We start from the raw sequence: 24,963 nt of genomic DNA on the forward strand, positions 1-24,963 counted from the left end.
ACGGGCGTGCAGGGTTTTTTCAGCTTTACCTGTACGAAAAAAGGAGTAGAGTTGCGCGCCTTTCGTCCTGTCCCACAGTGCTTTATGAAGTTTCGCTCAGTATCACCATCTGTTACCGACAGCCCTCAGGTTGTTACCGCCCCCAAGCGTTTTTCCTTGAAAGTGGCTTTGTGGTTGCTCGATAGCCCGCGCCTGGGTGATAACCCCAACGTCAAACATTTCGCCGGGCATCTGCTCAAGCAGCCGGCTCGTGAAGGTATAGTCGCGGCGCAAAGCCGGCTGGGCCAATTGATGTGCCGTGAGTGCGGCAATGCCCGGGACCGTCGCATTGGCCATGACTTACTGCGTCAAGCCGCTCGCGCCGGCGACCGTCGCGCCCTGCGGGAATTGGGCCAGATCGAAGACTGAGCTGTCCTCCTCGCGTCAGCTTGGTTAACCTTCCTTTTTCAGAGTATTGGCAGGAATGGCTATGGCTTTTGACTGGACCAGTGTGGCGCTGGGTCTCGCCGGTGCGGCATTGCCGCTTTTGGCGTTGTGCTGGCAGGTTCAGCGACGGCTGAATGAGCGGATGGCCGGCAGAGAGCTGTTGGAAGAGCGCCTGGCCATGGCCCAACTGGCGCAGGAAGGGCTGGCGGCGCAACTGGATGCCAGTCGCGATGAGATCAGCGACCTGAGCCAGGCCAATGCCGTCAAGCAGGCGGATTTAGCTGCCGTGCGCCGGGAAGTCGAATTACTGCAGATAGACCGCGACAATGCCCGTGACGCTGCTCACGCCTGGAACCTGGATCGCTCCGCCAAGGAAGTCGAGTTACGTCGCCTGGACGCTTTGTCCGCTTCCCTGCGCGCCGAACTGCGTGAACAACAGGAAAGCCACCAACAACGCCTCAACGACCTGCAAGGCTCACGGGACGAGCTGCGCGCGCAGTTCGCCGAGTTGGCCGGGAAAATCTTCGACGAGCGCGAACAACGTTTTGCCGAAACCAGCCAGCAGCGCCTTGGGCAGTTACTCGATCCGCTCAAGGAGCGCATCCAGTCCTTTGAAAAGCGTGTGGAAGAAAGCTACCAGACCGAGGCGCGGGAGCGGTTCTCCCTGGCCAAAGAGTTGGAACGCCTGCAACAGCTGAACCTGCGTCTTTCCGATGAAGCCACCAATCTGACCCGTGCGCTGAAGGGGCAGAAGACCCAGGGTAACTGGGGGGAGTTGATTCTTGAGCGGGTGTTGGAACATGCGGGCCTGGAGAAGGGCCGCGAGTACCAGACCCAGGTCAGCCTCAAGGGCCCGGACGGCGAGCGCTTCCAGCCTGACGTGTTGATCATGCTGCCGGGCGACAAACAGGTGGTGGTGGATTCCAAGGTCAGCCTGACGGCGTATCAGCAGTATGTGGTCGCAGATGATGAGGTCATCGGCCAGGCGGCACTCAAGCAGCACGTACTGTCCCTGCGCACCCATGTCAAAGGGCTGGCGGGCAAAGATTACAAGCGTCTGGAAGGTCTGCACAGCCTGGACTTTGTCCTGCTGTTCGTGCCCATCGAAGCGGCATTTTCGGCCGCGCTGCAGGTCGAGCCAAACCTGTTCCAGGAGGCGTTCGATCGCAATATCGTCATCGTTAGCCCGACAACGTTATTGGCGACCTTGCGGGTGATCGACAGCCTGTGGAAGCAGGAACGGCAAAGCCAGAACGCCCGGGAAATTGCCGAGCGCGCCGGCTGGCTGTACGACAAGTTCGTACTGTTTATCCAGGATCTGGATGAGGTGGGCAATCGCCTGCAGCAGTTGGACAAGGCTTACAGTGCGGCGAGGAACAAGCTGACAGATGGGCGTGGGAATTTGGTCAGTCGGACCGAGCAACTGAAGCTGCTCGGTGCTCGTGCCAGTAAAAGCCTGCCGTCGGATCTGCTGGAGCGGGCGATGACCGATGAAGACGGTGTGGCGCAGTTGCCGGAATAAGTTCGGTCACAGCGGCAAATGCCGACTCAGCAACGCCCGCAACGCCGCCGGTTTCACCGGCTTGGCCAGATAATCCAATCCTGCCCCATGCACCTCGGCGACCATCTCCGGCCGCCCATCGGCACTGATCACTACGCCCGGGATCGGTTCCGCCAATTGGGCACGCAGCCAACCCATCAATTCGGTGCCAGTCTCGCCGTGGTCCAAGTGGTAGTCCACCAGCGCCAGTTGCGGTCGCATCCCTTCGGCCAGCAACGCGGCGCATTGTGCCTGGTCGCGGGCGGTAAAGACCTCGCAGCCCCAGCGGCTGAGCAGGCTGCGCATGCCAATCAGGATGCTCTCTTCGTTGTCCACGCACAGCACCTGGGCGCCGCTCAGTGGCAGGCCATTTTCCAGCGTCGGCTTGACCTGCGGGCTGGACTGCGTCCGAGCCAATGGTACCCGGACACTGAACACGCTGCCCTTGCGTGGCCATGAGCGCACGCTCAAGCGGTGACCGAGCACTCGGCACAGCCCATCGGCAATCGCCAACCCAAGCCCCAGGCCTTTTTCGGCGCGGGTTTGATGGCTGTCCAGGCGTTTGAACTCTTCGAAAATCACTTTCTGCTTGTCTTGGGGGATGCCGGGGCCACGGTCCCAGACCTCCAGGCACAACTCACCTTGGCGGCGTCGTACGCCTAATAGCACCGGGCCGTCGGCATAGCGGAAAGCGTTGGTCAGGAAGTTCTGCAGGATCCGTCTTAGTAGCTTGATATCGCTGTCGACGCGCAAGCGACTGCCCCGTAAGCGGAAGCGCAAGCCTTGCTCCTGGGCCAGGGCCTTGAACTCGGCGCCCAAGGTGTCGAACAGTTCGTTAAGGACAAAAGGCTGGCGCTGTGGGTTGATCTTGCCGTTCTCCAGGCGCGAAATATCCAGCAGGTCGCTGATCAGGTCTTCGGCCGAACGCAGTGAACTGTCCAGGTGCTGCACCAATTGCCGGGCTTCCCCGGACAAGCCGTCGTTCTGGTGGGAGAGGGCGGCGGAAAACAGTCGCGCAGCGTTCAGCGGTTGCATCAGGTCATGGCTGACGGCCGCAAGAAAGCGGGTTTTCGATTGGCTGGCCGACTCGGCAACGCCCTTGGCATCGGTTAGTGCGACGTTCAGTTGCGATAACTCATGGGTTCGTTCGGTAACCCGCTGTTCCAGGCCTTCGTTGGCCTCCGTCAATGCCTGCTCGGCCTCGCGGAAGGCGGTGATGTCGGTGAAACTCATGACAAAGCCGCCGCCGGGCATCGGGTTGCCGATCAGCTCGATCACTCGGCCATTGGGGAACAGCCGCTCTGAGGTATGGGCGCGCCCCTGGCGCATCCAGTGCAGGCGACGAGCCACGTGCACTTCGGCTTCGCCGGGACCGCACAGCCCGCGCTCGGCGTTGTAGCGAATAATGTCGGCAATCGGCCGGCCGACGCTGATCAGCCCATCGGGGTAGTTGAACAGTTCCAGGTAGCGGCGGTTCCAGGCCACCAGCTTGAGGGACTGGTCGACCACGCTGATGCCTTGGGTGATGTTTTCGATGGCTCCTTGCAGCAGGGCACGGTTGAACTGCAGCACTTCGGACGCTTCGTCGGCGATCCGCACTACGTCCTCCAACTGCATTTCCCTGCCTTCAATGGCTGCTTTCACTACGGCTCGGGTCGACGAGGCCCCCAGCACACCAGCCAGCAGCCGCTCGGTGTGGGCGATCCAATCGTTGTCGGCGTTCTGGTTCGGATTGAAGCCTTTGCCCTGGCGATAGGCGAAGCGGACAAAACTCTGCTGCGCTCGTTCCTCACCGACAAATCGCGCGGCCAGGCTGAGCAAATCGTTGATCTGCACCGAGAGCATGGAGCGGGCGCTGGCTCGCTGGCTGGTTTCCTGGCCGATAAACCGCCCGGCCTGCCAGTGCTCCGACACCCGCGTGCGCGACAGCATCGAGACCCAGACAAACAGCGTGAAGTTACCCGCCAGAGACAACACCACGCCTTGAGTCAGCGGGGTGATGGGCAGGCCCAGAGGATTGCCGTGCAGCCAGGTCAGGCCTGGGAAAACACTCAGCGACCAGCCCAGGCTATGGGCGGCAATCGGCAGGATCAACGTGTAGAACCACAGGAATGTCCCGGCCGCGAGTCCGGCAAACACGCCGCGACGGTTGGCTTGTTTCCAGTACAGCGCGCCGAGCATCGCAGGGGCCAATTGGGTGACGGCGGCGAAGGCGATCTGGCCGATGGTCGCCAGGCTTGCGGTGGAGCCCAGCAGGCGGTAGCTGACGTAGGCCAGCAGCAGAATGATCACGATGCTGACCCGGCGCACCGAGAGCATCCAGTGACGGAACACTTCGAACGGACGTTCGGCGTTGGTGCGGCGTAGTAACCACGGCAACAGCATGTCGTTGGAGACCATGGTCGACAGCGCCACGCTGGCCACGATCACCATGCCGGTGGCCGCCGAGGCACCGCCGATAAATGCCAGCAGCGCCAGGGCTGGATGCGCTTCGGCCAGTGGCAGGCTGATCACATAGGAGTCGGGCAGCACGGATCCCGGCAGCAGCATTTTCCCGCCCAGGGCAATCGGTACCACGAACAGCGCGGCAAGAATCAGGTACGCCGGGAATACCCACTTGGCCAGGCGCAGGTCCTGGGGTTCGATATTTTCCACCACCGTCACATGAAACTGTCGTGGCAGGCAGATGATCGCCATCATCGCCACGCCGGTCTGGACCACCATCGATGGCCAGTTGATGGTTTCCTTCCAGTACTCCTCTAGCCGTGGTGCCAGCATCGCCTGGCTGAACAGGTCATCGAAACCGTCGTACAGGCCGTAGGTCACGAACGCACCGACGGCAAGGAAAGCGAACAGCTTGACCAGGGATTCAAAGGCAATCGCCAGCACCATGCCGCGATGGTGCTCCGTGGCATCGAGGTTGCGGGTGCCAAAGACTATGGTGAACAGTGCCAGCACCAGGGACACGATGAGCGCGGTGTCCTGGGCGCGGGTGCCAGTGGCGTCGGCGCCAGCGCCAATCAACAGGTTCACGCCGAGTACGATGCCTTTGAGCTGCAGGGCAATGTAGGGCAGCACACCCACCAGGCAGATCAGCGCCACCACCACCGCAAGGGATTGGGATTTGCCATAGCGGGCAGCGATAAAGTCAGCGATGGAGGTGATGTTTTCCTGCTTGCTGATCAGAATCATCTTTTGCAGCACCCAAGGTGCCAGCACCAGCAGCAGTACCGGTCCCAGGTAAATCGGTAAAAACGCCCACAACTGTTCGGCCGCCTGGCCCACGGCGCCGAAGAAGGTCCAGCTTGTGCAATAAACCGCCAGCGACAGGCTATACACCCAGGCACGCACTCGCGGTGGCAACGGCGCGTGGCGACGGTCACCGTAAAAGGCAATGGCAAACATAATGGCCATATAGGCCAGGGCAACGGCGGCGATCAGCCCGCTGGACAGCGTCATGGGAACTCCGGACATAAGAACACCGGGCATTCCAGGCCCGGTCAGACAGTCTCGCATGATGCCGGGGGTTAGTCAGTGTCGACCAAGGTCGTGTGGGAGTTGTCGAGCCTTGGCGAGGCTTCGATGGGATCGCTGCGGCCTGACAGGTACATCGAGGTGACCCCATCGCAGCCTCGCTAAAGCTCGACAGCTCCTACAGTGATCCTCAACGCCGGGGCAGGGTCTTTTGCCTCAGGATATAGATCGTCACCAGCACCGCACTGGTCAGCATGAATCCGCGTGCCCAGGGCAGCGGCACTAGGTAGCAGGATAAGCCAATACTCAGCCACATCAGCCCGATGGCGTACACCTTGCCCTTGAGAGGAATGCCGTTGCCGTCCAGGTAATCACGAATCCACGGGCCCAGGCGCGGGTGCTCCACCAACCATTGGTAGACGCGCGGTGAGCTACGGGCAAAGCAGGCGGCAGCCAGCAGAAGGAAGGGCGTAGTCGGCAGAACCGGAAGGAAGATGCCGATCACCCCAAGCGCTACGCTCAACCAGCCGATGGCCAGCAGAACGTAACGCAGGATCAGGGAGCGGTTGCCCATGGGGCCCACGGGCGAGGGGCTTAGTGGTGGCGAGGCTTGAGGATCGCCGGTTTTTCGTCAGGCGCGTTGCACAGCAGGTACAGGGCGGTGAGCGCTTCCGGGATCTGTACGATCATGTCGTCCATCAGGTTCGCGTCGGCAGCGATGTCGGAGAATTCAGGCTGATCATCGAACAGACCGGAGCCGACCATGATCGGCAGCAGCATTTCGCTGACTTCTTCTTCGGCGGTTTCGAACCAGGCTGCTTCGCGCAGGAACACGCCTTCCATGAAGCCGATGCACCAGCCGCGCAGGTCGGAGTCGTCCGGGTCTTCACCCAGGTCCAGGTCGCACGGCAGCTCGAACTCCTCATCGGAGGCCAGTTGGCGACCAATGTGGGCCTTGAGGGCCAGCAGGGTGGATTCGATTTCTTCGCGCTGGGCGGCATCACTGTAGTGAGGCTCTTCGGAGAACAGCGCGTCGATCCATTCACGCTCGGGAACGACTTCGGAGCAGATCGACAGGGCGGTCAGATAGCCGTGGCCGGCCACGTAGTCCAGCGCCTCGTCATGCAGCTCATCGGCGTCGAGGAAGGCTTGCAGGCGGGTTAGTTGCTCAGCGAAGGACATGAAGGACTACCTTGGGAATAAACGATGCTGAATTCTAGGCTTTCTTGAGCGCCCCGGCCAGCTGTGGGAGCGGGCTTGCTCGCGATGAAGGCAATTTAGTCGGTCTGACGGAACGGGCTGTCAGCGTTTCGGGGGCCAATTATCCCTCTCCCGCTATTCGTCAGCGGCGCCCTTTGCCGGGTGGCGCTCGGGTATACTGCCGCATTTTGTGATGCCCTTGCAGGCCAAGCGCTGTAGCGGGAAAAGTTCGCTTACGGATTATTTTCCGTCGGGGCACGCTTTTTCGGCCAGCCTGTACAGAGGGATTTCGGCGATATTTGGAGTTTTTCATGCTCGAGCAGGCTCAACGCGTCCTCAAGGACATCTTCGGCTACGACAGTTTTCGTGGCCGCCAGGGTGCGATCATTGAGCGCGTGGCCAACGGTGGTGATGCCTTGGTCCTGATGCCCACCGGCGGTGGCAAGTCCTTGTGCTTCCAGGTGCCGGCGCTGTTGCGTGAAGGGCTCGCCGTGGTGGTGTCGCCGTTGATCGCATTGATGGACGATCAGGTGGCCACCCTGGAAGAGCTCGGCGTGGCAGCCGCTTCGCTGAACTCGACCCTCAGTGCCGAGCAACAGCGTGACCTGGCCAACCGCATTAAACGTGGCGAAGTGAAGATGCTCTACCTGGCTCCCGAGCGCCTGGTGCAGCCACGGATGCTGGCCTTCCTGCAGAGCCTGGAAATCGCCCTGTTCGCCATCGACGAAGCTCACTGCGTATCCCAATGGGGCCACGACTTCCGTCGCGAATACCTGCAACTAGGGCAATTGGCGGAGCTGTTCCCCAACGTCCCACGCATCGCCCTGACCGCTACCGCCGACAAGCGCACCCGGGAAGAAATCGTCGAGCGCCTGCACCTGCAAGACGCCGAGCGTTTTCTCTCCAGTTTTGACCGGCCCAATATTTTTTATCGCATCGTGCCCAAGGAACAGCCGCGCAAGCAGTTGCTGGCATTCCTCTCTGAGCGGCGCAGCGATGCCGGCATCGTCTATTGCCTGTCGCGCAAGAAGGTTGATGAAGTGGCCGCATTCCTCTGCGAGCAAGGCTACCCGGCGCTGCCGTATCACGCAGGCCTTCCCAATGACCTGCGCGCCTACCATCAGAAGCGCTTCCTCAACGAGGAAGGCCTGATCATGGTGGCGACCATCGCCTTCGGCATGGGCATCGACAAATCCAACGTGCGTTTTGTCGCTCATATGGATTTGCCCAAGTCCCTCGAAGCGTACTACCAGGAAACCGGTCGTGCCGGCCGTGATGGCCTGCCGGCGGACGCCTGGATGGTCTATGGCCTGCAGGACGTGGTGATGCTCAAGCAGATGCTGCAGAACTCCGAAGGTGACGAACGCCACAAGCGCCTGGAGCAGCACAAGCTCGACGCCATGTTGTCGTTGTGCGAAGAAACCCGTTGCCGCCGTCAGACCTTGCTCGCCTACTTCGACGAAGACATGCCCCAGCCTTGTGGGCATTGCGACAACTGTGTGGACGGCGTTCAGACCTGGGATGCCACGGAGCCGGCCCGTCAGGGGTTGTCAGCGATCTTTCGCACGGGCCAGCGTTATGGCGTCGGGCATCTGGTGGATGTATTGCTAGGTAAGGACAACGAAAAGGTCCGCAGCTTTGGTCACCAGCATCTTTCGGTCTTCGGTGTCGGCAAGGACCGTGCTGAAGGCGAATGGCGCTCGCTGTTCCGGCAGATGGTCGCGCGTGGCCTGGTGGATATCGACCTGGAAGGTTATGGCGGCTTGCGCCTGAACGACAGCTGCCGGCCGCTGCTCAAGGGCGAGGTCAGCCTGGAGCTGCGTCGCGACCTCAAGCCACAAACCACCGCCAAAAGCAGCACCAGCCAGGCCAGCCAGTTGGTACGTTTCGAAGAGCGCGAACAGTGGGAAGCCTTGCGCGCGCTGCGAAAAAAACTCGCGCAAGAACACAGCGTACCGCCTTATGTCATCTTTCCCGACTCTACCTTGCTGGAAATGCTTCGCGAGCATCCCACCACGCTGGGCGAGATGGCCAAGGTCAGCGGTGTGGGTGCACGCAAGCTGGAGCGTTATGGCCAGGCGTTCCTCGAGGTGCTCGGCGGCCAGGCCGAAGCGCCGAAAGAAGTCGCCGATATTCGTCACGAGTTGATCAGTTTGGCCAGGGCCGGCATGACCCCGATCCAGATCGCCGGGCAACTGCAATGCTCGGAAAAGAACGTCTATACCTTGCTGGCCGAATCCATTGGCAAGCAACAACTGTCTTTGGAACAGGCCCTTGATTTGCCGGAAGATTTGCTCGGCGAAATCCAGGATGCGTTCCTCGACGGGGAAGGCGAATTGCCACCTGTTTCCGAGATTGCGACGTTGTTTACCGGCCGCGTTCCGGAGGGTGTTTTGTACTGTGTTCGGGCTGCTTTGCAGTCGGAATTCGAGATTTGATGTGCCAAATACGACAATGTAACGAATCAGTACATACCAGGTCTTGCCTACTGACATGGGTCATGCTTAGCTGACTAATAATTAGCCACACTTTATTTTCAGTCTAATCCATGAGTTTTTTATGCCGTTAACCGATCAACACCGTTTTGGCATGCAGCTGGCACAGATGTCCCGAGGTTGGCGTGCCGAGCTGGATCGCCGTTTGGCTGGCCTGGGTCTGTCCCAGGCGCGCTGGCTGGTATTGCTGCATCTGGCGCGTTTTACGGACGCGCCCACCCAGCGTGAGCTGGCGCAAAGTGTTGGGGTGGAAGGGCCGACCTTGGCGCGTTTACTTGATAGTTTGGAAGGTCAGGGGCTGGTGCAACGCCAAGCCGTGGTAGAAGACCGTCGTGCCAAGCGCATTGTCCTATGTGATACCGCTCGCCCTTTGATCGAACAGATCGAAACCATTGCCACGGCCTTGCGCCATGAGCTGTTCGTGGGTGTCGACGAAGAAGATCTGCGAGTGTGCATGCGGGTTCACGGGCACATTCTGTCGAATCTGGAAAAGTCCTGAATTCAGTGCGCAGATGATCAAATTGTGGGAGCTGGCTTGCCTGCGATAATGGACTTTCAGTCAATACCTCTGGTGACTGATACACCGCTATCGCAGGCAAGCCAGCTCCCACATAGGTCTTGCAGCGTCTTCAGAATGTCTGGCCCAGATTCAGATACACCGCTTTCTGATTGTCATCGTTAAAGCCATAGCTGAAATTCAACGGCCCCAGCGGCGTATCGAACCCCAGGAAAATACTCGCGGCATTGATGTAGCCGCTGTCGTATTCATTGTCGTTGTTCCACGCCCGGCCCCGTTCCAGGGAGGCGCCCAGGTACAGCGGGAAATCCAGTGGCAGGTATGAGCGTGGGGTCAGGCGACGATAGTAGACCGCTCGCATCAGGCTGATGTTCTGCCCGGAAATCGCGTCCTGGCGGAAGCCCGACAACTGCCGCGCGCCCCCCAGCAGGAAGCTGGAAATCACCACGTCCGACTTATCCAGCGTACGCCCATAACGCCCGCCGAGGATCAGTGTGTCCGGCCCGCTGCTCATGGCCTTGTCCAGCTTGAACTCCCATTGCCGGTAACGCTGGTCGGAGCCCAGGCCGGGTTCGAATTCGCGGAACGCCAGGCCAATGTCTTCACCCGTGTGGGGGAAGTAGACGTTGTCCAGGGAGTCGAAGGAGTACTTCAACTCATAGAAGCCCTCGCTGAAGTTCACGCTCGGCGTATCACGATCGCCAATACGCACATCCGCCTTGCCCCAGGCCTCACCGACGCCGAAGCGGATCTCGCCGCTGTTGCCGATTTGCCGGCCGACGTTCAGGCCAAAACCGTAGCGCTCCAGGCGGTATTCGGAGATGGGGTTGTTGTCTTCAATCAGCTCGACGTTCTGCGCCTCGGCGCTGATATAGGGCGCGACGAAGTAGCGTGAACCGGTGTCCAGCGGTTGATAAAACTCGCTGTACAACTCTTGCCGATCGCCGATCTGCACCCGTGTCAGCCACTCGGCCCCCAGGCGATTGATGCCGTTGATGCGATAGCTGGCGCCGAGGTTGAAGGCGCTGTCACCGCGCATGTCATCGGAGAGATTGAGGCCCAGGCGCAGATAGTCGGTGCCGCTGCGTTTGCCTCGCGCGCTGATGACCAAGGTATTGTCCTGGCCTTTTTTTACTACTCGGTATTGCACCTGCTCGAAATAATCCAGGCCATACAAGGTGCCCATGTCGGTTTGCAGGCGACCCATGTCCAGCGGTTCACCGATGTTTTGCCGGATGTAGTAGCGGATCACGTCGTCACCGACCTTGGAGTCGTTTTCAACCTTGATCGCGGTGATGACCGGAGTGCGTTGGCCGGGTGTACGCGCGGCCACTAGTTCAGCGTCCACCGGCTGGGTAGGACGCAGGTGGGCGAGGCGCACATCAAGGGCGCGGGTGGCGCGGTAGCCGGCGTCGATCATGTCCTTGGCCCGGCCAAAATCCGCTACGCCATAGGCGGCCAGGGGCGGCTGGATCAGTACGTCGCCAGGATGCAGGGCCTTGAGCTGTTCTTCGGAGTTACGGCGGGTCATCAGGGTGATGGACTGGTTAAGCACATCTATTACGGTCGCCAGCTGTTTGCGTGAGCGCAGTGGTGTGCCGATATCCACCACGATGGCGATGTCGACGCCCATCTCCCGTGCCACGTCCAGCGGGATGTTATCGGTCATGCCGCCGTCCACCAGCAATCGACCTTCCAGCTCTACCGGAGCGAACACTGCGGGAATCGACATGCTGGCGCGGATCACCTGGGGCAAGTGGCCCTTGCGGAAGACAACCTTTTCGCCGCTGGTGATGTCGGTGGCCACGGCGCGGAAGGGGATCGGCAACTTATCGAAGTCACGGATGTTACTGGTGTGGGCAAACATGCTTTCCAGCAGCAACGCCAGGTTCTGGCCCTGGATCACGCCCAGCGGTAGGCCGAGGCTGCCGTCATCGCGAAAGCTGAGTTTCTGTTTGACCAGGAAATCCCGGTCATCCTGCTTGCGTCGAAACGGCACATCTTCCCGGGGAGGCGCATCGGACAGCGCCAGCTTCCAGTCGATGTTCAACGCCAGTTTTTCCAGCTCGTCGATCTTGTAGCCCGACGCATACAGCCCACCAATCACCGCGCCCATGCTGGTGCCGGCGATGGCATCAATGTGAATGCCTTGTTCCTCCAGGGCCTTGAGCACGCCAATGTGGGCCAGGCCACGGGCGGCGCCGCCGGAGAGCACCAGGCCGATCTTTGGGCGTGGGGGCTCTGTAGCGTGTACGAGGACAGGGAGCAGGCACAACAGCAGGCAGGACAACAGGCGGCGCATCATGAATCTCGGGGCTGAACGATAAAGGCCGGTATTATAGCCACTTGATCCTTTCAACCCGTCAAGCAGGAGCCAGTCAATTCATGTCTGCGGCCAAGCCCGAGATTGTCATCACCTACTGCACCCAGTGTCAGTGGTTACTGCGCGCCGCATGGCTGGCCCAGGAGTTGTTGAGCACCTTCGCTGATGACTTGGGGAGAGTGGCGCTGGAGCCGGCCACCGGTGGCGCGTTTCGTATTACCTGCGACGGCGTGCAAATCTGGGAGCGCAAGGCCGATGGAGGCTTCCCGGAAGCCAAGGTGCTCAAGCAACGGGTGCGCGACCAGATCGACCCGCAACGGGATCTGGGGCATAACGACCGCACTCAATAAAGGAAAGGCCACCGCTGTTGAGCAGGCAGTGGCCTTTTGGTCCAGACCTACTTGGTGGCCATCTTGTTTTTGATCCAGCCGACGACAAACGTCAGGACCAGGCCGCCAACACCGCCGCCAATAATATTGCTGCCGACTGCCGCGAGATCCAGCGCATTGCCGGACTCCACACCGGTGATGGCCGCGACGATCTGGCCCAGCACTAATCCGCCAACACCACCGACGACCGTATTAAGCCCGGTGCCGAGACCTTGTTTGCCCAGGCCCGCTATTTGGCCGCCGACGGCGCCGCTGATGATTTGGATGAGCAAGTTGATGAGCATTTCCATGGTGCAACTCCTGCATAGCGTTAATGGAATGACCACTCGCTTGCAGCAACTTCAAAAAGCACCCTGGCTGTCGTCGAGGAGTCTGGGTCCGTTGAATGACAACACACTGCTACGGACACACAAAGTATAGATCAGGCCGTGGCGGCGGGTTGTTTGACCGGTTTGCTGCTGCCCATCAGCCCTGACACGATGATGGCGACGATGATCAAGGCGCCACCGGCGAGCATGCGCAAGGTCGGGTTTTCACCAAACAGCAGCCAGGCCACGGTGATGCCGTACACCGGCTCCATGGCAAACACCACGGCGGCCGTGCGTGCCTTGATCACCGCCAGACTGGCGACAAACAGGCTGTGGGCCAGGCCCGTGCAGAACACCCCCAGCAGGCCGATCCACAACCAGTCCAGGGCGCGTACATCGGCAAGGCCAGGTGCGGCAACTGGTAACAAACACAGCGCGACGACTACGTTTTGGCACAGTGCAGCCTGTACCGCCGGGATACGTCCGCTGGCACGATTGTTCAGCGACAGCAGCGAGAACAACAGCCCCGAGCCCACGGCCCAAAGCAGGCCGCTGGTGGCTTGGCTGGCGAGGTCGAAGTCCGGCGTGACCAGCACCAGGCCGATGCTGACCAGCGCCACCAGGAGGATTTCATTGGCGCGAATCCGCTCGCGGAAAATCAGCCCTTCGAGGATCACCGTGAACGCCGGGAAACTGGCAAAACCCAGGGTGGCGATGGCCACGCCGGCGACTTTCACGGCAATAAAGAAACTCACCCAATGCCCAGCCAGCAGCAAACCGCTGAGCAGCAGCCTGCGATAGTCACGGCTGTACAGTTTTTGCCAGGCGGTATTACTGGCAAAGCGGGCGAACACCGCCAGGGCAATTACGGCAAACGCCGCCCGGCCGAACACGATAATGGCCGGCGACGCTGTCGCGAGCTTGCCGAACACACCAGTGAGGCCAAACATCAGTGCGCCGATATGCAGGGCGCCGAGGGCAGTGCGGGGAGTCATTGCGATCCTTGAATGGCTGGCTGACAAGGCCCTCAGTCTAGAGGGGGCGCTGCGGGGCGTCTGTCGTGAAACTCGCGGGTTTTGTCGCCGGGCTAGCGTTTACGCCGCAACGCGCCGGGAGATGCGCCAAACTCGCGCAACATAGCGGCCGCAAAAGCGCTTTGGGAACCATAGCCGACCCGCACCGCAATTTCACCGATGGCGAGCTGGCTGTCACGCAACAGGCTGTGAGCTATCTGCAAGCGCCGGCCGCGCAGGTAGTCCATTGGCGTCTGTCCGCACTCGGCGACAAAGCGGGCATGCAGCCGGGCGACTGACAGGTTGGCGATCCGCGCCAGGTCTGCCACTTCCAGCGGTTGTGCGGCGTGTTGGTCGATGTGCGCGTTGAACGCCGCATAGGGCAACCGGCGACCGTCGCTGCCGGCCTGGCCGTTGAGACTGGCCAGCAACAGGGCCGCGCCTTGCTGGGCAATCAACGGATCATCCAGCTGACTGCTGGCCAACCACTGCACCAACTGACTTTGCCGGGCATCCAATGCGACCCGAGCGGGCTGATCGAGCAAGCGGCGGCTGGCATCGGCATGTGCGCCCAGGGACTGCACCAACCATTGTTCGTCGGGCACATCCAGCACCAGGCAGTGGCTACCGTCGGGACTGCCGCAGGCATGATGGGCCGAGAAGGGCAGCACCATCACCGCTTGGGGGCGGATCTCGCTGCCCAGGCCTTCCACCTCGAAATCCAGACGCCCGGCCAAGGCGAATACCAACTGCGCGTGGTCGTGGCTGTGGGCAATCAAGTCATGGCTGTAGTGGCGTAGCGTGAGGATCGGTCTCATCGCAGTCTCCTGGGCAGGGCCGCAGTTTACACCGCGTAGCGGCAGATGAGCGCTGTCATCAGACTGACGCACGACTGTCATGGGCTATTAATCGCATGGGAGCAAGCTCGCGAAAACACCGTCGAGGTATGCCCATGACCAGTGCCGAGCTCGCCAAACCCAGCCGCAAGCAACGGGTGCGTACCCTGTGGATTTCCGACGTGCACCTGGGCACTCGGGATTGCCAGGCCGAGCACCTGTCGCAATTTCTCAAGCGCTACCATGCCGACCGCGTGTACCTGGTGGGCGATATCATCGACGGTTGGAAGCTGCGTAGCGGCATGTATTGGCCCCAGGCTCACACCAATGTGATCCGCCGTCTGCTGACCATGAGCAAGCGCGGCACTGAGGTGATCTACGTCACGGGTAACCATGACGAATTCCTGCGGCGCTATTCCAAGCTGATCCTGGGCAATATTCAGTTGGTGGACGAGGCGGTACACGTGACGGCCGATGGTCGCCATCTGCTGGTGATTCATGGTGACCAGTTCGATGTCATCACTCGCTATCACCGCTGGCTGGCCTTTCTCGGTGATTCGGCCTACGAGTTCACCCTGACCCTCAACCGCTGGCTGAACCACTGGCGAGCGCGTTACGGATATGGCTACTGGTCACTGTCGGCCTACCTCAAGCACAAGGTGAAAACTGCCGTTAGCTTTATCAGCGACTTTGAAGAAGCCATCGCCCACGAAGTGACCAAGCGCGAATTGCACGGCGTGGTATGCGGGCATATCCACCATGCGGAGATTCGCAAGGTGGGCGAGGTGGATTACCTCAACTGCGGGGATTGGGTGGAGTCGTGCACGGCGTTGATCGAGCACTGGGACGGGCATATCGAGCTGTATCGGTTGGCGGATGACCAGGCGAAAGAGGCGCAGCTCAAGGCGGAGATGGTGGCGGGCTAAAGGCACACTCGGTCTAAATGTGTGCGGGCTTGTGTGGGAGCGGGCTTGCTCGCGAAAGCGTAGTGTCAGTTAAATGTATATCAACTGACCCACCGCCTTCGCGAGCAAGTCGAATCGTCGCACCGCCGCTCCCACATTTAGTTCCGGTTTCGTCAGTTAGAGGCGGGACACATCTGCAATCGCTTCAGCCAATAACGCCAGCCGTGTCGCATCAATCCCAGCCACGTTGGCACGGCCAGTATTGACCATGTACACGCTGTGCTTGTCCCGCAGTTGCTTCACCTGTTCTGCGTTCAACCCGGTATAGGAAAACATCCCGCGCTGCACGCCGATATGGGCGAAACGCTCTGCCAAACCATGTGGTTGCAAGGCCTCGACCAGCCCCGAGCGCAGCTGTGCAATCCGTACGCGCATCGCCTCGACTTCCTCGCTCCAGAGCTTTTTCAGCTCGGCATCGCCCAGGATGGTAGCGACCACGGCCGCACCATGGTCCGGCGGTGTCGACCACAGGTTGCGCGCAATAAACGCCAGTTGGCTGCGCACATCCAACAGCTTCTCGGCATCCGCCGCACACACAATCAGTGCGCCGACACGGTCACGGTACAGGCCGAAGTTTTTCGAGCAGGAACTGGTGATCAGCACTTCAGGCAGTTCGGCAGCAAACAACTGAACGGCCCAGGCATCCTGTTCCAAACCATCGCCGAAGCCTTGGTAGGCGAAGTCGATCAGTGGCAGCAGGTGGCGCTCGCGAACGATCTTCAGCACCTGGCGCCAGTCATCCTGGGACAGGTCGAAACCGGTCGGGTTGTGGCAGCAGGCGTGCAGCAGCACCACGTCACCCTCAGGCACTTTGGCGAGCGTGGCCAGCATCGCCGCGACATCCAGGCGGTTGTCACTGCCCACATAAGGGTAGTGGCTGACCTTGAGCCCGGCCTTGGCGAAGATGGTTTCATGGATCGGCCAGGTCGGATCGCTCAGCCACACGCCGCGACCGGGCAGGCTGTGGGCGATAAAGTCGGCGCTCAGGCGCAGGGCGCCAGTGCCCCCCGGCGTCTGGGTGACACCGGCACGGCGTTCGCGCAGCAGCGGCGAATCGGCGCCCAGCACCAGTTCGCCGATCAGTTTGCCGAACGTCGCATCGCCGTGGCCGCTGACGTAAGTCTTGGTGGTCTGTTGCTCCACCAGGCGCTGTTCCGCCAGTTTCACCGAATGAGGAATCGGCGTCAGGCCCTGGGCGTCTTTATAGACACCCACGCCAAGGTCGAACTTGTTCGGGTTGGCGTCCTGGGCATACAGCTCCATCAGCCCGAGGATCGGGTCCCCGGGCACCCGGCCAATGGCATCGAAATGCATTACTTGCGCCCCTCGGCATCTTTGGCCACTTCGTCAGTGCGCGCCGCCATGATGAAGTCGTTGCGGTGCAGGCCCTTGATGGAGTGGCTCCACCAGGTCACGGTGACTTTGCCCCACTCGGTGAGCAGGCCTGGGTGGTGACCTTCGGCTTCGGAGATCACGCCAACCGCGTTGGTGAAGGCCAGGGCGAATTTGAAGTTCTTGAACAGGAAGACCTTTTCCAACTGCATCACGCCGTCGCGGACTTCGATGTTCCAGTCGGGGATTTGCTTGATCAGCACCGGCAGTTCTTCGTCGCTGACTTGTGGGGCGTCGGCGCGGCAGGCTTCGCAGTGGGCTTGGTTCAACGTGGTCATGTGGGATGTCCTGAAATCGAGTGTTTGGAAAACGGTCGTCAGTGGCGTCACCCTAAAGCAACGCGGGGCCAGGGAACAGACTCACCTGGCCTTAAAAGGCGAGGCTCACGCGGCTTTGGGCTTGGGCGGAAACTTTGGTTTGTGAAGACCCAACTGCATACCCCGTTCGACCATGCCCATGATGTCTTCCTGCGCCACTTCAAACAGACGCTTGAGGTTGGGCAGGGCGAAGTACAGGGGTTGCAGGATGTCGATGCGATAAGGCGTGCGCATGGCTTCCAGCGGATCAAAGGCCTGGTGCTCGGGCTCGTCCGACAGGCAATACACCGTCTCTTTGGGAGAGGACAGAATGCCGCCGCCGTAGATGCGCCGGCCCTCAGGTGTGTCCACCAAACCGAACTCGATGGTCATCCAGTACAGGCGCGCCAGGTACACGCGCTGTTCCTTGGTGGCCGCCAGGCCGAGCTTGCCGTAGGTGTGGGTAAATTCCGCGAACCAAGGGTTGGTCAGCAGTGGGCAGTGGCCGAATATCTCGTGGAAAATGTCTGGCTCTTGCAGGTAATCCAGCTCTTCACGGGTACGTATAAATGTCGCCACCGGAAACTGCTTGTTGGCGAGTAATTCGAAAAAAGTCTGGAAGGGAATCAGTGCGGGCACTCGGGCCACTTGCCAGCCGGTGGTGTCGGCCAGCACTTGGTTGACCTCTGCCAATTGCGGGATGCGGTCATGGGGCAGGTCGAGCTTGTCGATGCCGTCCAGGTATTCCTGGCAGGCACGTCCCTCGATCACTTTCAGTTGGCGGGTGATCAGGGTATTCCACACCGCATGCTCTTCGGGCGTGTAATGGATAAAACCTTGCGCGTCGGGCTCGCGGGCCACGTACTGCGTCTGTTTCATACGGCTCTCCTGCTAGGCATTCATTCTTGTTATGTCCTGCGATGAGCCTATTGATACTCCGGCTGGATAAAGAATCCATCCACCCTCAGCCGTTGCTTGTAGGAAAACATACTGCATTTCGTAAAGTATTCGTTACGGATGACGGGATTGTCGCTGCACATTGCGATTGGTCGGTTTGAAAAGGGCGGAATCTGTCACATAATCTTGACGACTATCTGCGCCCAGCGGCAAAAAGACGCAGCACCTTTAGCCCTTCAACAACAATCCGGGCCTTTTCATGCGTATCAAAGTGCATTGCCAGAACCGCATCGGCATCCTGCGGGACATTCTCAACCTGCTGGTGGAATACGGCGTCAACGTCGCCAAGGGCGAGGTCGGCGGTGAACACGGCAATGCCATTTACCTGTTCTGTCCGAACCTGGTGAACATGCAGTTCCAGGCGTTGCGCCCGCAGTTCGAGGCGATTGCCGGGGTGTTTGGCGTCAAGCGGGTAGGGCTGATGCCCAGTGAACGTCGGCACATGGAACTCAATGCGTTGCTTGGGGCCCTGGAGTTTCCGGTGCTGTCCATCGACATGGGTGGCTCCATCGTCGCGGCCAACCGCGCGGCGGCGCAGTTGCTCGGGGTACGGGTGGACGAGGTGCCGGGCATTCCCTTGTCCCGTTACGCCGAGGACTTTGATTTACCGGAGCTGGTACGGGCGAGCAAATCGCGGATCAATGGCTTGAGGGTCAAGGTCAAGGGCGATGTGTTCCTCGCCGATATCGCACCGCTGCAATCTTCGGAACACGATGACAGCGAAGCCATGGCGGGGGCTGTGTTGACCCTGCACCGTGCCGACCGGGTCGGTGAGCGTATCTACAATGTGCGCAAACAAGAGCTGCGGGGCTTCGACAGTATTTTCCAAAGCTCGAAAGTCATGGCCGCGGTGGTCCGCGAAGCCCGGCGCATGGCGCCCCTGGATGCACCGCTATTAATAGAAGGCGAAACCGGCACCGGCAAAGAACTGCTGGCCCGCGCCTGTCACCTGGCCAGCCCCCGTGGGCAATCGCCCTTGATGGCCCTCAACTGCGCCGGCTTGCCGGAATCCATGGCCGAGACCGAGCTGTTTGGTTATGGCCCGGGCGCCTTTGAAGGCGCACGAGCGGAAGGCAAGTTGGGGCTGCTGGAATTGACGGCAGGCGGCACCTTGTTTCTGGACGGTGTTGGGGAAATGAGTGCGCGGTTGCAGGTGAAGTTACTGCGCTTCTTGCAGGATGGCTGCTTCCGCCGTGTAGGCAGTGACGAGGAGGTGTACCTGGATGTGCGGGTGATTTGCGCGACCCAGGTGGATCTTTCGGAACTGTGTGCCCGGGGCGAGTTTCGCCAAGACCTTTACCATCGGTTGAACGTGCTGTCCCTGCATATTCCGCCGCTACGCGAATGCCTGGATGGCTTGACGCCGTTGGTGGAACACTTCCTCGACCAGGCCAGCCGCCAGATTGGCTGCCCGCTGCCCAAGTTGGCCCCGGCGGCGATGGATCGCCTCAGTCACTACCATTGGCCGGGCAATGTGCGGCAGTTGGAAAACGTGCTGTTCCAGGCGGTTTCGCTGTGTGATGGCGGCACCGTCAAGGCCGAGCATATTCGCCTGCCGGACTATGGCGTGCGCCAGCCCTTGGGGGACTTTTCCCTGGAGGGTGGGTTGGACGCGATTGTCGGCCGGTTCGAGAAGGCGGTGTTGGAGCGGCTGTATTCCGAGCATCCCAGCAGCCGGCAGCTGGGTAAGCGGTTGGGGGTTTCTCATACCACCATTGCCAACAAGTTGCGGGACTATGAGGTTGTCAAAGGCGACAAATAAGCCTCCGAAGTAAATACGGTAAAAACTGTGTGGCTTGCCTGCGATGGGTTTGGTGCGGCATTCCGACGTAGCGGCCCCAAGGGCGGTCCTGCGGACACGCATCGCAGGCAAGCCAGCTCCCACATTTAATCTTCGTCGTTGCCGTAAGCGGCATAAGTCCGCCGTTTTTTCGACTCTTGTGCCTCCTTCATTTCCGCATACCTGCCAGCAACCCATTGCCCCGCCTGGCTTTCCCTTCGTTTTAAGAAGTTGGTTCGCAAATTGCTTAAGCCTCCTTAGTACAGCGGTGGGCGGCAAGCGTCCGTCAGAAAGAGGAATGAGCGTGGACAAGTACCTTTATGTGGCAATGACCGGCGCCAGCCAGAACGCACTGGCGCAAAAGGCTCATGCCAACAATCTGGCGAACATCTCCACCAATGGTTTTCAGCGTGACCTGGAGCAGGCGCGCTCGATGCCGGTGTTCGGTGACAGCTTTCCGGCGCGGGCGTTTGCGCTGACAGAGCGGCCAGCGACGGATTTTGCCGCCGGCTCGATGATTGAAACCGGCCGCGACCTTGATGTGTCGGTCAGCGGCGACGGCTGGATCGCGGTGCAATCGCCAGACGGCAGCGAAGCCTACGTGCGCACCGCCAGCATGAACGTTGATGCCCTTGGTGTGCTGCGGGCCGGCAACGGTATGCCGATCATGGGCAACGGTGGCCCGATTGCCGTGCCGCCAGAGCAGAAAATTGAAGTGGGCGAGGACGGCACTATCAGCATCCGCGCCATGGGCGAAGGCCCGCGAGTGATGGCTGAAGTGGACCGGATCAAGCTGGTCAAGCCGGACTTCGCCAACATGACCAAGGGGTTGGACGGTGCGATCCACACCAAGGACGGCCAGCCGGCCCCGGCAGACGCTGGCATCAAATTGGTCTCGGGTTTCCTGCAGTCGAGCAACGTCAATGCCGTCGAAGAAATGACGGCGGTGCTGGCCCTGTCCAAGCAGTTCGAGTTGCACATCAAGATGATGAACAGCGCCAAAGAAGACGACCAGGCGATGACCCGTGTCATGCAGATGAGCTGATTGCGGTTTCATTACTTGGCTTATTAAACAGATAGCGCAACGCAGCGCCAACAAACAGGCGCACGAAGGAGAACAGCATGCTTCCGGCTCTATGGGTTGCCAAAACAGGTCTGTCCGCCCAGGACACCAACCTGACCACCATTTCCAACAACCTGGCGAACGTATCAACCACGGGCTTCAAACGTGATCGCGCCGAGTTCCAGGACTTGCTCTATCAGATCAAGCGCCAGCCAGGCGCCAATTCGACCCAGGACAGCGAACTGCCGTCGGGTCTGCAATTGGGTACCGGTGTGGCGATTGTCGGCACCCAGAAAAACTTCAGCGCCGGTAACCTGCAACAGACCGGCCAGCCGTTGGACATGGCGATCAACGGCCGTGGTTTCTTCCAGATCCTGCAACCGGATGGCACCACGTCTTACACCCGTGACGGTACGTTCCACTTGGATTCCAACGGCCAGATCGTGACGGCCAACGGTTTCGCCCTGGAGCCGGCGGTTGTTGTGCCCGCCGATGCCAAGACCTTTACCGTCGGCAACGACGGCACCGTGTCCATCACTGTCGCCGGCAACCCGGCTTCGCAAGTGATCGGCAACCTGCAAACCGCCGACTTCATCAACCCGGCCGGCCTGCAAGCCATGGGCAACAACCTGTTCCTGGAAACCGCTTCCAGCGGCGCGCCGCAAATCGGCACACCTGGGCTCAATGGTTTTGGTACCACCCTGCAAAGCACCCTGGAAACGTCCAACGTCAGCACCGTTGAAGAGATGGTCAACATGATCACCACTCAGCGCGCCTACGAGATGAACTCCAAGGTGATTTCCACCGCCGACCAGATGCTTTCGTTCGTTACGCAGAATCTGTAATCAAGTCTATGGGGCGTCTTGAAGGCGCCTGCAGCACCGTGAGGTAAGGGTCATGAATCGCTATGTTTCCGTCTTGGCATTGAGTGGGATCGCCGTGCTCGCGGGCTGTGTCGCCCCGACGCCAAAACCCAATGACCCGTACTATGCGCCGGTGTTGCCGCGCACGCCGTTGCCGGCGGCGGCCAACAATGGCTCGATCTACCAGGCCGGTTTCGAACAGAACCTGTACAGCGACCGCAAGGCGTTCCGGGTCGGTGACATCATCACCATCACCTTGAACGAGAAGACCCAGGCCAGCAAAAACGCCAACTCCCAGGTGGGCAAGACCAGCAAGACCAACATCGGCCTGACGTCGCTGTTCGGCGGCGGCCTGACCACCAACAACCCTTTGGGTGACGGCGATCTGAGCCTGAACGCGGGCTACAGCGGCGACCGCGCCACCAACGGTAAAAGCACCGCAGGGCAGGGCAACAGCCTGACCGGTTCGATCACCGTGACCGTGGCGGATGTGTTGCCCAACGGCATCATCGCGGTACGTGGCGAGAAGTGGATGACCCTCAACACCGGTGACGAGCTGGTGCGCATTGCCGGGATGGTCCGCGCCGATGATATTTCCACTGACAACACCGTGCCGTCGACACGGATTGCCGATGCACGCATTACCTACTCGGGTACGGGTTCGTTTGCTGACGCCAGTCAGCCGGGCTGGTTTGACCGTTTCTTCCTTAGCCCGCTGTTCCCTTTCTAGGTGATCACTTTGAAACTCAAACAGCTGATGGCCGCCGCATTATTGCTGGCCTTGAGCGCAGGCGCCCAGGCTGAGCGTCTGAAAGACATCGCCAGCATTTCCGGCGTGCGCAGTAACCAGTTGATTGGCTACGGGCTGGTGGTGGGTCTTAACGGCACGGGTGACCAGACCACCCAGACTCCGTTCACCTTGCAGACCTTCAACAACATGCTTTCGCAGTTCGGGATCAAGGTGCCGCCTGGGTCGGGCAACGTGCAGTTGAAAAACGTGGCGGCGGTGTCCATCAGTGCTGATTTGCCGGCGTTCTCCAAGCCGGGGCAGGTGGTGGACATTACGGTCTCGTCCATCGGTAACTCGAAAAGCCTTCGCGGCGGCACCTTGCTGATGACCCCGCTCAAAGGTATCGACGGCAATGTCTACGCCATCGCCCAGGGCAACCTGGTGGTGGGCGGTTTTGATGCCGAAGGCCGCGACGGTTCCAAGATCACCGTCAACGTCCCGTCAGCCGGTCGGATTCCCGGTGGTGCCATGGTGGAGCGTACCGTGCCCAGCGGTTTCAACCAGGGCAACAGCCTGACCCTGAACCTCAACCGTTCGGACTTCACCACCGCCAAGCGTGTGGTGGACAAGATCAACGACATGCTCGGCCCAGGCGTGGCCCAGGCCATCGACGGCGGCTCGGTGCGTGTGACCGCGCCGCTGGATCCAAGCCAGCGTGTGGATTACCTGTCGATCCTGGAAAACCTCGAAGTGGATCCAGGCCAGGCGGTAGCCAAGGTCATCATCAATTCGCGCACCGGTACGATCGTGATCGGTCAGAACGTCAAGGTGTCGCCGGCGGCGGTGACCCACGGCAGCCTGACCGTGACCATTACCGAAGACCCGATCGTCAGCCAGCCGGGCGCGTTCTCCAACGGCCAGACTGCGGTAGTGCCACGTTCGCGTGTTAATGCCCAGCAAGAAGCCAAGCCGATGTTCAAATTCGGCCCCGGTACCACCCTGGATGAAATTGTCCGTGCGGTGAACCAGGTGGGCGCAGCGCCCGGCGACTTGATGGCAATCCTTGAAGCCCTGAAACAGGCCGGCGCTTTGCAAGCCGACCTGATCGTGATTTAAGGCCATGGCCATAGACATGCGCAAAAGCGGCCTGAGCAGCACGGCGGACTCGGGTTCCTATTCCGACCTCAACCGGCTTAACCAGCTCAAGGTCGGCGACAAGAACAGCGAAGGCAACATGCGCAAGGTGGCGCAGGAGTTCGAGTCGTTGTTTCTCAGTGAGATGCTCAAGTCCATGCGTTCGGCCACCGAAGCCCTGGGCAAGGACAATCCGCTGAACACGCCGGCGGCCAAGCAGTACCAGGAAATGTACGACCAGCAACTGGCGGTGTCGTTGTCTCGCGAGGGCGGTGGTATTGGCCTGGCGGACGTGCTGATGCGCCAGATGAGCAAGGACAAACCGGTGGTCGCGGCCGATGCGACCCTGCAAGGCCCGGCGGTACCGGCGAAGAAAGTCGATGTACCGACGGAGATTGGCGCAGGCACGTTGCCGGACGGTCCGTTGGGGCGTTCCAACGGCCAGCGTCCATTGTGGGCTTACCGTGTGGCGACCACTGACCGCTCCAACGATCCGGCCGCCCACGCCAACGACATGGAACTGATGAATCAGCGCCGCATTGCGTTGCCGAGCAAGCTGACCGATCGCCTGTTGGCCGGCATTGTGCCTGCCACTGGATTAAACGGCAGCGATGCCAAGGCCGCGCCGTTGCGTAACAGTGCCGCCGATGACGGTGTGATCAACAGCGCTGCCCGCAGTTTCGCGGTGCCGAGCGGGCGCATGCAGGTTTATGGTCGCGCTATCGCGCAGCCGCCGCTGGCGCCTGCGAAGAAGGCGTTCAGTTCGCAAGATGAGTTTGTGGCCACCATGTTGCCGATGGCCAAGGAAGCGGCCTCGCGCATTGGCGTCGACCCGCGGTACCTGGTGGCCCAGGCGGCCCTGGAAACCGGTTGGGGCAAATCCGTGATGCGTGCCCAGGACGGCACCAGTAGTCACAACCTGTTTGGTATCAAGGCCGGCCAGAGTTGGCAGGGCGACCAGGCACGGGCGATCACCAGCGAGTTTCGCAATGGCGAGATGGTCAAGGAGACGGCGCAATTCCGTTCTTATGCTTCCTATAAAGACAGCTTCCATGACCTCGTCACGTTGTTGCAAAGCAATGATAGGTATCAAGAAGTTCTGAAATCGGCCGACAACCCGGAACAGTTTGTACGCGAGTTGCAAAAAGCCGGTTATGCAACCGACCCGGACTACGCCAGCAAGATTTCGCAGATAGCCAAAACGATGAACAGCTACCAAAACTACGCTGCGGCGGGCGCTTCCACACATTTATAAGGTCTGA

At 60.3% G+C, this 24,963-nt stretch carries 22 protein-coding genes; 12 read left to right on the top strand and 10 right to left on the bottom strand.

Going from position 1 to position 24,963, the window contains the following annotated elements:
* Nucleotides 1-84 precede the first annotated feature (84 nt).
* Together HKK55_RS04000 and rmuC are read left to right on the top strand one after the other, a co-directional pair.
* Nucleotides 85-408, top strand: a complete 324-nt coding sequence (locus tag HKK55_RS04000) for a sel1 repeat family protein (RefSeq protein WP_169353467.1) — start codon at nt 85-87, stop codon at nt 406-408.
* A 175-nt stretch (nt 409-583) separates the two neighbouring features.
* Nucleotides 584-1,948, top strand: a complete 1,365-nt coding sequence (gene rmuC, locus HKK55_RS04005; RefSeq protein WP_169357775.1) for a DNA recombination protein RmuC — start codon at nt 584-586, stop codon at nt 1,946-1,948.
* A gap of 6 nt (nt 1,949-1,954) precedes the next feature.
* On the opposite strand, the gene HKK55_RS04010 is transcribed toward rmuC, so the two are convergent.
* The 3 genes from HKK55_RS04010 to HKK55_RS04020 form a co-directional block, all read right to left on the bottom strand.
* Nucleotides 1,955-5,425: a PAS domain-containing hybrid sensor histidine kinase/response regulator gene (locus HKK55_RS04010; RefSeq protein ID WP_169353468.1), complete on the bottom strand. Its 3,471-nt coding sequence runs from the start codon at nt 5,423-5,425 to the stop codon at nt 1,955-1,957.
* A 205-nt stretch (nt 5,426-5,630) separates the two neighbouring features.
* Entirely contained in the window at nt 5,631-6,014 is a 384-nt protein-coding gene (locus HKK55_RS04015; RefSeq protein WP_169353469.1) for a YbaN family protein, read from the bottom strand.
* Nucleotides 6,015-6,034: 20 nt separating this feature from the next.
* Complete coding sequence (locus HKK55_RS04020; RefSeq protein ID WP_169353470.1) at nt 6,035-6,622, bottom strand: YecA family protein; 588 nt, start codon at nt 6,620-6,622, stop codon at nt 6,035-6,037.
* Between the two features lie 329 nt (nt 6,623-6,951).
* On the opposite strand from HKK55_RS04020, the gene recQ reads away from it, so the two are divergent.
* Both recQ and HKK55_RS04030 read left to right on the top strand, forming a co-directional pair.
* Nucleotides 6,952-9,078 (top strand): DNA helicase RecQ, encoded by a 2,127-nt coding sequence (recQ, locus tag HKK55_RS04025; protein WP_169353471.1) that lies wholly within the window; start codon nt 6,952-6,954, stop codon nt 9,076-9,078.
* A gap of 121 nt (nt 9,079-9,199) precedes the next feature.
* Nucleotides 9,200-9,634 carry a MarR family transcriptional regulator gene (locus HKK55_RS04030; RefSeq protein ID WP_169353472.1) on the top strand — a complete coding sequence of 145 codons (435 nt, stop codon included), beginning with the start codon at nt 9,200-9,202 and terminating at the stop codon, nt 9,632-9,634.
* Between the two features lie 130 nt (nt 9,635-9,764).
* On the opposite strand, the gene HKK55_RS04035 is transcribed toward HKK55_RS04030, so the two are convergent.
* Nucleotides 9,765-11,954 (bottom strand): patatin-like phospholipase family protein, encoded by a 2,190-nt coding sequence (locus tag HKK55_RS04035; RefSeq protein ID WP_169357776.1) that lies wholly within the window; start codon nt 11,952-11,954, stop codon nt 9,765-9,767.
* Nucleotides 11,955-12,037: 83 nt separating this feature from the next.
* On the opposite strand from HKK55_RS04035, the gene HKK55_RS04040 reads away from it, so the two are divergent.
* Complete coding sequence (locus tag HKK55_RS04040) at nt 12,038-12,325, top strand: SelT/SelW/SelH family protein (RefSeq protein ID WP_169353473.1); 288 nt, start codon at nt 12,038-12,040, stop codon at nt 12,323-12,325.
* 47 nt (nt 12,326-12,372) lie between these two features.
* Here the strand turns inward: HKK55_RS04040 and HKK55_RS04045 are convergent, their stop codons facing one another.
* From HKK55_RS04045 to HKK55_RS04055, 3 genes are all read right to left on the bottom strand, one after another.
* Complete coding sequence (locus HKK55_RS04045; protein ID WP_169353474.1) at nt 12,373-12,654, bottom strand: hypothetical protein; 282 nt, start codon at nt 12,652-12,654, stop codon at nt 12,373-12,375.
* Nucleotides 12,655-12,785: 131 nt separating this feature from the next.
* Nucleotides 12,786-13,667: a DMT family transporter gene (locus HKK55_RS04050; RefSeq protein WP_169353475.1), complete on the bottom strand. Its 882-nt coding sequence runs from the start codon at nt 13,665-13,667 to the stop codon at nt 12,786-12,788.
* A 92-nt stretch (nt 13,668-13,759) separates the two neighbouring features.
* A complete protein-coding gene (locus HKK55_RS04055) occupies nt 13,760-14,503 on the bottom strand; it encodes an AraC family transcriptional regulator (protein ID WP_169353476.1) in 744 nt (247 codons plus the stop codon).
* Nucleotides 14,504-14,637: 134 nt separating this feature from the next.
* Between HKK55_RS04055 and HKK55_RS04060 the strand changes: the two genes are divergently transcribed.
* On the top strand, nt 14,638-15,447 hold the full coding sequence (locus HKK55_RS04060) for a UDP-2,3-diacylglucosamine diphosphatase (RefSeq protein ID WP_169353477.1): 810 nt from the start codon (nt 14,638-14,640) through the stop codon (nt 15,445-15,447).
* A gap of 156 nt (nt 15,448-15,603) precedes the next feature.
* Here HKK55_RS04060 and HKK55_RS04065 read toward each other — a convergent pair whose 3' ends face one another.
* The 3 genes from HKK55_RS04065 to phhA all read right to left on the bottom strand — a co-directional run bounded on the left by HKK55_RS04065 (nt 15,604) and on the right by phhA (nt 18,053).
* Nucleotides 15,604-16,800, bottom strand: a complete 1,197-nt coding sequence (locus HKK55_RS04065) for an amino acid aminotransferase (protein WP_169353478.1) — start codon at nt 16,798-16,800, stop codon at nt 15,604-15,606.
* On the bottom strand, nt 16,800-17,156 hold the full coding sequence (locus HKK55_RS04070) for a 4a-hydroxytetrahydrobiopterin dehydratase (protein WP_003214616.1): 357 nt from the start codon (nt 17,154-17,156) through the stop codon (nt 16,800-16,802). Before HKK55_RS04070 ends, HKK55_RS04065 begins: the two co-directional genes overlap by 1 nt.
* 105 nt (nt 17,157-17,261) lie before the next feature.
* Nucleotides 17,262-18,053 (bottom strand): phenylalanine 4-monooxygenase, encoded by a 792-nt coding sequence (gene phhA, locus HKK55_RS04075; RefSeq protein ID WP_169353479.1) that lies wholly within the window; start codon nt 18,051-18,053, stop codon nt 17,262-17,264.
* A 277-nt stretch (nt 18,054-18,330) separates the two neighbouring features.
* On the opposite strand from phhA, the gene HKK55_RS04080 reads away from it, so the two are divergent.
* The 6 genes from HKK55_RS04080 (at nt 18,331) to flgJ (ending at nt 24,956) form a co-directional block, all read left to right on the top strand.
* Nucleotides 18,331-19,893, top strand: a complete 1,563-nt coding sequence (locus tag HKK55_RS04080; RefSeq protein WP_169353480.1) for a sigma-54-dependent transcriptional regulator — start codon at nt 18,331-18,333, stop codon at nt 19,891-19,893.
* 322 nt (nt 19,894-20,215) lie between these two features.
* Complete coding sequence (locus HKK55_RS04085; protein ID WP_169353481.1) at nt 20,216-20,956, top strand: flagellar basal body rod protein FlgF; 741 nt, start codon at nt 20,216-20,218, stop codon at nt 20,954-20,956.
* Between the two features lie 77 nt (nt 20,957-21,033).
* Nucleotides 21,034-21,819 (top strand): flagellar basal-body rod protein FlgG, encoded by a 786-nt coding sequence (gene flgG / locus HKK55_RS04090; protein WP_155583314.1) that lies wholly within the window; start codon nt 21,034-21,036, stop codon nt 21,817-21,819.
* A gap of 52 nt (nt 21,820-21,871) precedes the next feature.
* Complete coding sequence (gene flgH, locus HKK55_RS04095) at nt 21,872-22,567, top strand: flagellar basal body L-ring protein FlgH (protein WP_155583313.1); 696 nt, start codon at nt 21,872-21,874, stop codon at nt 22,565-22,567.
* Between the two features lie 27 nt (nt 22,568-22,594).
* On the top strand, nt 22,595-23,683 hold the full coding sequence (locus HKK55_RS04100) for a flagellar basal body P-ring protein FlgI (RefSeq protein WP_169357777.1): 1,089 nt from the start codon (nt 22,595-22,597) through the stop codon (nt 23,681-23,683).
* Nucleotides 23,684-23,687: 4 nt separating this feature from the next.
* The gene (gene flgJ, locus HKK55_RS04105; protein ID WP_169353482.1) at nt 23,688-24,956 is read left to right on the top strand and encodes a flagellar assembly peptidoglycan hydrolase FlgJ; all 1,269 of its coding nucleotides are present in this window, start codon (nt 23,688-23,690) and stop codon (nt 24,954-24,956) included.
* Nucleotides 24,957-24,963 lie beyond the last annotated feature (7 nt).

It is taken from the genome of Pseudomonas sp. ADAK18, from assembly GCF_012935695.1.
Taxonomy (GTDB): Bacteria; Pseudomonadota; Gammaproteobacteria; order Pseudomonadales; family Pseudomonadaceae; genus Aquipseudomonas.